General features: G+C 32.3%; 8 protein-coding genes and 1 pseudogene. 8 read left to right on the plus strand and 1 reads right to left on the minus strand.

Annotated elements, in window-relative coordinates; all coding sequences use genetic code 11:
• Positions 1–65: 65 nt before the first annotated feature.
• The 4 genes and pseudogenes from AC07UY_RS21575 to AC07UY_RS21590 form a co-directional block, all read left to right on the plus strand.
• Positions 66–842: pseudogene (locus AC07UY_RS21575) on the plus strand (tyrosine-type recombinase/integrase); the annotation flags it as partial.
• Between the two features lie 250 nt (positions 843–1,092).
• Positions 1,093–2,256: a hypothetical protein gene (locus AC07UY_RS21580; protein ID WP_494701915.1), complete on the plus strand. Its 1,164-nt coding sequence runs from the start codon at positions 1,093–1,095 to the stop codon at positions 2,254–2,256.
• Positions 2,253–2,699 (plus strand): three component ABC system middle component, encoded by a 447-nt coding sequence (locus AC07UY_RS21585; protein WP_494701916.1) that lies wholly within the window; start codon positions 2,253–2,255, stop codon positions 2,697–2,699. Before AC07UY_RS21580 ends, AC07UY_RS21585 begins: the two co-directional genes overlap by 4 nt.
• On the plus strand, positions 2,699–4,519 hold the full coding sequence (locus AC07UY_RS21590) for a DUF3732 domain-containing protein (RefSeq protein ID WP_494701917.1): 1,821 nt from the start codon (positions 2,699–2,701) through the stop codon (positions 4,517–4,519). Before AC07UY_RS21585 ends, AC07UY_RS21590 begins: the two co-directional genes overlap by 1 nt.
• Positions 4,520–4,573: 54 nt before the next feature.
• Here AC07UY_RS21590 and AC07UY_RS21595 read toward each other — a convergent pair whose 3' ends face one another.
• A complete protein-coding gene (locus tag AC07UY_RS21595; RefSeq protein WP_494701918.1) occupies positions 4,574–5,050 on the minus strand; it encodes a DUF6650 family protein in 477 nt (158 codons plus the stop codon).
• 192 nt (positions 5,051–5,242) lie between these two features.
• Between AC07UY_RS21595 and AC07UY_RS21600 the strand changes: the two genes are divergently transcribed.
• The 4 genes from AC07UY_RS21600 (at position 5,243) to AC07UY_RS21615 (ending at position 7,716) form a co-directional block, all read left to right on the plus strand.
• Positions 5,243–6,097: an SIR2 family protein gene (locus AC07UY_RS21600; protein ID WP_250886889.1), complete on the plus strand. Its 855-nt coding sequence runs from the start codon at positions 5,243–5,245 to the stop codon at positions 6,095–6,097.
• Positions 6,098–6,164: 67 nt separating this feature from the next.
• The gene (locus AC07UY_RS21605) at positions 6,165–6,740 is read left to right on the plus strand and encodes a hypothetical protein (RefSeq protein WP_494701919.1); all 576 of its coding nucleotides are present in this window, start codon (positions 6,165–6,167) and stop codon (positions 6,738–6,740) included.
• Between the two features lie 27 nt (positions 6,741–6,767).
• Complete coding sequence (locus tag AC07UY_RS21610; RefSeq protein ID WP_494701920.1) at positions 6,768–7,058, plus strand: hypothetical protein; 291 nt, start codon at positions 6,768–6,770, stop codon at positions 7,056–7,058.
• Positions 7,059–7,170: 112 nt separating this feature from the next.
• Positions 7,171–7,716 (plus strand): hypothetical protein, encoded by a 546-nt coding sequence (locus AC07UY_RS21615; protein ID WP_494701921.1) that lies wholly within the window; start codon positions 7,171–7,173, stop codon positions 7,714–7,716.
• Positions 7,717–7,784: the final 68 nt, after the last annotated feature.

Raw genomic sequence — 7,784 nt, forward strand, 5'->3', positions numbered from 1 at the left:
GCGGACTCAGCCCGGAACAGTTTGAAAACCAGAACCTCGCTTAGGGCCGTGTCCACATTACGTGGGTAGGATCAATCCGACCTAAACTCTTAAAACAACATCTTGATCCTATTGAGCAACGAGGGATTCTAGAAACCTTGCGGCGAGTCATTTCTCGATTAAATGAAATTTTCCGTTGGGCAGCCACTGAGGAACTTATCGAGTTCAATCCGGCTGACAACCTTGGCCAAAGATTCAGTAAACCAAAAAAGCAAAATATGCCTGCCCTTCCCCCAAGCGAATTGCCAAGGTTTATGGAATCTTTGACGAATGCGTCAATCCGGTTGGAAACACGTATGCTAATTGAATGGCAATTGTTGACTTGGGTTCGTCCGGGTGAAGCCGTTCGCGCAAGGTGGTCTGATATTGATACAACCAACAGCATTTGGAACATTCCTGCTGATTTCATGAAAATGAAAAAGCCTCACAAAGTTCCTTTGAGTAAAGAAGCTTTGCGCATCCTTGAATTAATGAAATCAATAAGTGGGCATAGAGAATGGGTTTTCCCCAGCATTAAAGCGCCTCTTAATCATATGCATGAACAAACAGCCAACGCAGCTATCATCCGAATGGGGTTCGGAGGCGAGCTTGTAGCTCACGGTATGCGTTCTATTGCAAGAACAGCGGCAGAGGAGTCTGGTAAGTTCAGAGCTGAAGTTCTTGAGGCAGCGCTTGCCCACTCAAAAAAAGATGAAATTATCGCAGCATACAATCGTGCAGAATATCTGATAGAGCGACAGAGTTTGATGCAATGGTGGAGTGATTACGTTCAAGCTCAAAGAACTAAAGCTCTCGCTGCTTGACTGATACAGGGGATTAGCAAGAAGGATAGGGATAGCCTGGAAAGCCCATATGCTGACGAATGCCCCTTAGCTAAAACATTTTCTTCGGATTGAAAGCGCACATGTACATAAAACCAGTATAAAAACATAAGGTTATATAACTAAACTTTGATACGTATGCTTCCAAATGTTTTTAGTGTTTGATATGGTGAAAAAAAGATACTGATGTTTTTATATGCTTTCATTGCTTGTTTCCTTAGTGGGCTACCATATGGATTTCTTTGAAAAAACTAATGCTGACAAAAATTCAATAGGTTTTACCTATCAAGATTACGTTGCTTTAAAACATGCCTTAGAGCTTAAACCAGAAGAACACATTGGGATTGAAGTTTATGACGATCTCCATCTTGAGAGCATCGAGGGTCATAAAACTTTGGTTCAAGTTAAACATTCAATTAACAAGTCTAATATAACTAATAAAGACATAGACTTATGGAAAACATTATATAATTGGTCAGAGGCGATTAAGACCATAGGCGACAAAAGCATTAGCCTTATTTTTTACACTAACAAAGGTCTTACCTTAGAGCCTGGTATCGTGCAACTTTTGACTAACGACACTAAGGACATTGAAAAAATAAAAGATGAAATAGAAAAGATAGAACAAGATCATAAAAATAAGTCAGATGACCTCTATAAGTATATTTCTATCATAAACTCACTCGATAGCAATTCTTCTAAACGTTTATTTAATAGTATAAGTTTTCAACATAGCGAAGATGGGATCATCCGCCAAATAAAAACATTACTAAAAACATTAGCAATCCCTGATGATAAAATAGATGATGCTTTTAATTATATTTCAGGTGCTTTTTTTAAACATAAATATGATTTGGTTAAAAATCATACCAAAATAAATATAAGTTATGATGATTTTCGAAATAATTTGGGAATAGATAGGATTATTCAAATTTCAAGAAATTGTATAAATAATTTCGACCAATACTACGATTTTGAATCTGCATACCCAACTAACGTTGAGTCAAAGATCTCTTACAAACAACTCAAAGATTTGGATTTGAATAGCGATTCAATCGTAAAATATATAAATGAAATGGCCAAAACAGAAGCTTTCATTCAAAAATTGCAAAGCTCTGGAGATTTAACAACTCAAGAAGAAAGACTAATATATCAAAAAGCGCTTGATGAATGGCAATCACGTCATTCAGCAACGTATATACGAAGCCGTTTTACAGAAATAAATGAAGATCATCTCAATAAAGCCTTCTCTGTCTATACTGAATTGACAGGAAACTGTAATATTGTGTTGGATAAAAATCAATTACCTAAATCTATGACTACAGGAACGTTCTTGCTCCTTTCAGATAAGCCCAAAATAGGATGGCTTCAAAACTGGGAGTCAGTCTATAAATGAAAATATATAACAATGAGCTTTTGGGTATATTCTCTTTGCAAGAGGTGTTATCAATAGCATCAAATATTGAAATAAGCAATGCAATGCTAATTTTACCAATTATATTTCATAAAAAAAGCTTAGATTACCTTGCCCACAAGAGAACCAATACACTATCTTTTCAAGATCTACTATTAACCAAGCCCGAAATAATAGTATCCATAAATAAAAGATTCTATAATTCCCTTCCATCCTCAGTTAATTGTGTTTCATTGTGCCTTGAAAATGGAATAGCTGAATTACAACACGGTAAATTAGCATTTAAAAAAAAGTTAATATTAGATAATGCGATCCCGTTTATTGGCAAAAGAGCCGTAAAAATACAGGCAGCATCTATAAATGTTGCACGTTTATTATTAGAAGAACCACACAATATATATGACATTTGTGGAGTTAGATTATAATGCAGATTACTAATATTTTAATATGGCAAATTGATTCAACCTTGAGGAATTTAGAACTTAAGGAAAATAAGGTAAATGTAATAACAGGTGATTCTGGCAAAGGGAAATCCTCAATACTGGCTATCATTGATTATTGCCTTTTATCCTCATCATCTGATGGCATATCAAAAACAAATGTCGATAATTTTGTAAATTGGTATGGGATTAGATTAAGTATAAACGGTAAATATTTCACTATTTGTAGAAAAGCGACACACTTTGAAGAAGATGATCTAGTTTACTTTGACAAAAATGGAGACATTCCACAAATCCCTATTAACAATATCAAAAAAGATGTTTTAAAGGAACATCTGAATTATGAGTTTGGTATTAATAGTTCTCTAAAAATCCCTTATGGTGGTAGATTCATACAACAAGGGTCAAAAGTATCCTATAGATATTTTATCCCGCATTGCTTTATAGATCAAACAACACTAACCTCTTCAGAACATCTTTATTCAAAAATCTCTGATTTAAAGACAAGAGAGCGTATTGACCGAACCTTTGACATGGCTCTTGGCAGTGAAAACGCCGAAACTATGATAATGAGAACGCGGTTAGAAGAATTACAAAGGAATCTTGCTCGTATCGAATATAAACAGTCTGCTAGCGAAGACTCTTATTTCAATTTCGAAAGTGAAATAGAATCACTATACGACAGGGCGTGTTATTTTTGTTTAATAAGTGAAAACCGCAAGAATGAACCAACTGTAAGTGATAAACTTGAAAATTTGAAAGCGATAGTTAATTACAAGGATATAAACGAAATCCCAGCAATTAATGAAAGAACAAAAATTGAAAAAGAACTTTTTCTCTTAAAAAAAGAACTGACAGATATTAATGAATATATAGAAACAAATACTGACTATAAGAAGTTTTTAAAAGACAACCAAGACTCTCTTTTAATAGCCAAATATTTAGATGATAATTATAGCGAAATATTATATACAAAAAACATCTATTCAATCATTAAATCCTTATTGAACCAAAGCTCAGAGATAAAAAAGGCTATAGCCGAAAAAGGACAAAACTCACTCATATCAAAAACAAATGCTAAGAGAAAAGAGTTAGAACTTAAAATATCATCCTTGAGTAAAAAACTTACAACTGTTAGTGATGAAAAGATTACACCAATCGAACTTTATCGGTTCATGGGCGAACTCAGTTCTGAAATTAAACGGATAGTTGTTCTCCCTAAATATGATTACACTGATACTATAGAAAAGATAACTACGAAAATTGATGAGTTAGAAAGCAAGATAACAGATAATAATGCCTTTAAAGAATATACATTGAGTTTACTGAACGGAAAAATAAAGGAAATATTCACACGGATGCCTTTAAAAGGATTTGAGGATGCAACTCCGATATTTAACAAGGCAAAAAAAACACTTGATCTGATAAATAAAAATCAAGTTGAAAAAATGATAGATATTGGAAGTGCTTCTAACTATATGTATGTACATGTAGCTTATTTCCTTGCACTTCACGAATTGGTAAGAGATAGAAACGTACCGTGGGTTCCACGATTCTTAGTAATTGACCAGCCCAGTACTCCATATTTTAGTACTGCTGGTAAAAAAACTGATGACTTTGCAAGCCTTGATGCAGCCCTAAATGAAATTAATTCTTTTGTTGAGAAAATGCGGTCTCATGGTGGTTTCCAAATAATACTGTTAGAGCATATTGAAGAGTCTTATTGGCTTGACAGAGAAATGACGAACTTTACTCTTGTTGATAATGAATTAAGAGGCAATTATGGTTTAATTCATTTCAAATAAAATCGTACAGAGATTATGAGGGCACTATGATTGCATACATAGTGCCACAGCTTATCAGCTACGAGGTTTATAACCAACATCCAGGATAAATTTTGAAAGTTCTGAACGTGTTATATCAATATCATATGCGCTGCATAACATAGCAAGTGCTTGAGCAAATTTTATTCTTATCTTTTGCAGATTTTTATACATCTTCACATTAGCATCAGCGGAATTAGAAATCTTATGAAGACTCATAAGTCCTTCACTCATAGTCAAAACCAAATTTAATAAAACTAATGAAACCGACTCATCATTGCATTTCAGCCTAACATTTTCCGTCTCTTTCTTTATCTCTTCCAGGCTTTTTATAACTGCATAAATAATTTCCTCATCAAGAGGAGCCGTTAAGACTTTCTTTGGTTCAAGAAATTTTATATAACGTTCAATTTCAACTTTATTAGGGTTTTTCTTGATTATATCCTTTAGGGTAATACCAGATATCGAAACACCAGAACCAATAACAGAGATAATATCCATTATGATCGACATAGATAACTCCTATCATACTCAAAATTAATTTCTCTCGAAGTATATTCCTTATCGTATTACTAAGCAAAATCAATGAGAAAAAAGCACTTTTTGCCCAAGAAAGCTGGACAGTGCTAGATAATCAAACGATAATATTATTATGATTGCCAAAACATCTACTTTCCCTTTATAAACAAAGAGTTAACTTAAATTATGGATATAAGAGAGTTTATCGGGAACTATCGAAATCATCCAGTACTGTTCATTGGAACTGGATTCAGTTTGAGATATCTGTCAAATTCCTTTGATTGGAATGGTCTCCTATCTCATATCTGCTTTGAGCTTACCGGTGATAAAGAATCTTATCTTGACATTAAATCAAAATGTCAAATAAATGGTGAGTATAAATATGAAAAAATTGCAAGCAATATAGAAAGATTATTTAACGAAACTTTATCTAATGACAGAAATGGTAAATTCAAAGAAATAAATGATATTTTCTATACTGAAATGGATAAAGGTGTTAATTTAAGTAGATTTAAAATATATATAACTAAAATATTATCAACCACTTTAATTAAAGAAGAAAAAAATGACGAAATAGCTGAACTGATAAAAATGAGAAAAAATATTGGTTCAATTATTACTACTAATTATGACACTTTGATTGAACAATTTTTTGAATTCGAACCCTTAATAGGTAATAGCATACTTTTAAGTAATCCTTATGGTTCTGTATATAAAATACATGGTTGTGTCTCTGCCCCTTCCGAACTAACGATTACAGAAGAAGATTATGACTATTTCGATAACAAATATGAACTAATTAGAGCACAATTACTCTCATTATTCATTCATAATCCGGTTATCTTTATTGGTTATAGCATAAGCGATAGAAATATACAGCAAATTTTAAAGACTATTTTTTCCTATGTACCTACTAACTCAGATATAGCTAATAAAATAAGAAGTAATTTTTTACTTGTCGAATATGAAAAAGATTCACGATCTAATACCATATCTGAACACGATATATATAGGAAATGCTACCACTATAAGAATAAATAAAATAAAGACTGATGATTACGCTTCTATATATGAAAGTTTGTCAGATTTAATCTTACCAGTTTCAGCAATGGATATTAGAAAAGTTCAAAAAGTCTGGAATGAAATAAAAAGTGGTGGGGATATAGAAGTAAAAATCACAGAAGATTTAGACCAGTTAAAAAATGGACAAATGGTATTAGCCGTAGGATCTCATAAACGAGTCAAGTATGAGTTCCAAACCAAGCCTGAGATGATGCAAGATTATTTCAAGATTGTTGAGGAAGCAAATAAGCAATTAATTATATTGTTAAATAAACAGAAAATACAAAGTTCCCAGTTCTTTCCAATCTTTGCATTCAGTGAAATCTGCCCTGAACTTGATAATGTAGAAATTTATAAGAAACCACAAAGAAGGAAACTTGCTGATCATTTTGAGCGGACAACTGCAAACAATTGTAGCAATATTCACAGTACTATTTCAGAAATTATTGATGACAGGGCATTACCTATCTCAAAAAAAGATGACTGCATCTTTCATAGTTATTATCAAGATAGAATACAATCTGAGGATATTAAGAGTTATTTATTATCTTTCGAAGATAAAAATAGCACAGTATATAGACGATTATTATGCTTGTACGATTATAAATATTATGACATTTAAATTTCAATTAAAACATTCGAGGATAAAATGAATAAACTCTTTTCAATATTTTTATTATTACCTTTAGCTGTCTACGCAGAAACACCAAAGATTGTTTCTCCAGTTGATCATGCGCCGTTGTTCCATGCCTGCTCCGAAAAGCAAGAAAACTTAAATATTTCGAGCAACCAATTAATTGATAAATTAGTTGCTATATATCATATAAATAGAAAGACAGCAGAAAGGGTAGTATCTCTATTAGATACAATACCTGCTGCTGCGCAACCAGGTTTTGACTGTTCGAATGTTGACACAGAATATAATAACATCCATAAATAAAGAGAAGTAAAAGGCCTTCTTGTTCATAAGCAGGCCTTTTACTAAAATTGACAACATGGTTAAAACATTGTAGTTATTTATCACATTAATAATAATTACAGAGGTTCACACCATGAAAATAACTCAATTACTTTTTCTTCTGACAAGCATAGCTTTCTCAACACATAGTTTTGCTAATGAATCGAATAATCCAAGTGATGACGTACAAGAAAAGCTTGGTTCTCAATATTCACAGATTGCTTATGAATATCTTACTTTACATAAAGATAAGAATATTTTTACTTATGAGAAAAATATAAATGAAAAATATACGCAAGAAGAATTCAAAAGATTATACACTCGTCAATTTAACACGAATTACAAATATTACTCACTTATGATAAAGAATCATCCAGAAGAATTCAAAAAGACAGTTTCTTTATTAAATAAAATTAGAGAAACAAACAAACCATGTCCGCATAATGGTTTGATTAATCAATGTTTGTTTTCAAAGTCTCAATTCTTAGACTTCAATATAAAATTATCAAGCATGATTTTAAATGGTGAATCAAAACCGGAGATTGACCGAATATTTAAATCAAAAAAATTAGAAGAAAAACAATTTCAATTATTGAAAAACATGTTAATTGAACAAGCCACAAGAACCAAGTGTAAATAGACCCGTTTTAGTTCCATGCATTTTTTGAGATCCCAGCCAAATAATGGTGTTGTCGATATTCCTCCGGC

Source organism: Citrobacter sp. GW821-FHT02E08, from assembly GCF_059421685.1.

What these genes read in the sequence shown, in the direction of transcription:
- AC07UY_RS21600 (WP_250886889.1), top strand. Translation starts at nt 5,243, where the DNA reads ATGGATATAAGAGAGTTTATCGGGAACTATCGAAATCATCCAGTACTG.
- AC07UY_RS21610 (WP_494701920.1), top strand. Translation starts at nt 6,768, where the DNA reads ATGAATAAACTCTTTTCAATATTTTTATTATTACCTTTAGCTGTCTAC.
- AC07UY_RS21585 (WP_494701916.1), top strand. Translation starts at nt 2,253, where the DNA reads ATGAAAATATATAACAATGAGCTTTTGGGTATATTCTCTTTGCAAGAG.
- AC07UY_RS21605 (WP_494701919.1), top strand. Translation starts at nt 6,165, where the DNA reads ATGGATATTAGAAAAGTTCAAAAAGTCTGGAATGAAATAAAAAGTGGT.
- AC07UY_RS21615 (WP_494701921.1), top strand. Translation starts at nt 7,171, where the DNA reads ATGAAAATAACTCAATTACTTTTTCTTCTGACAAGCATAGCTTTCTCA.
- AC07UY_RS21595 (WP_494701918.1), bottom strand. Translation starts at nt 5,050, where the DNA reads ATGTCGATCATAATGGATATTATCTCTGTTATTGGTTCTGGTGTTTCG.
- AC07UY_RS21580 (WP_494701915.1), top strand. Translation starts at nt 1,093, where the DNA reads ATGGATTTCTTTGAAAAAACTAATGCTGACAAAAATTCAATAGGTTTT.
- AC07UY_RS21590 (WP_494701917.1), top strand. Translation starts at nt 2,699, where the DNA reads ATGCAGATTACTAATATTTTAATATGGCAAATTGATTCAACCTTGAGG.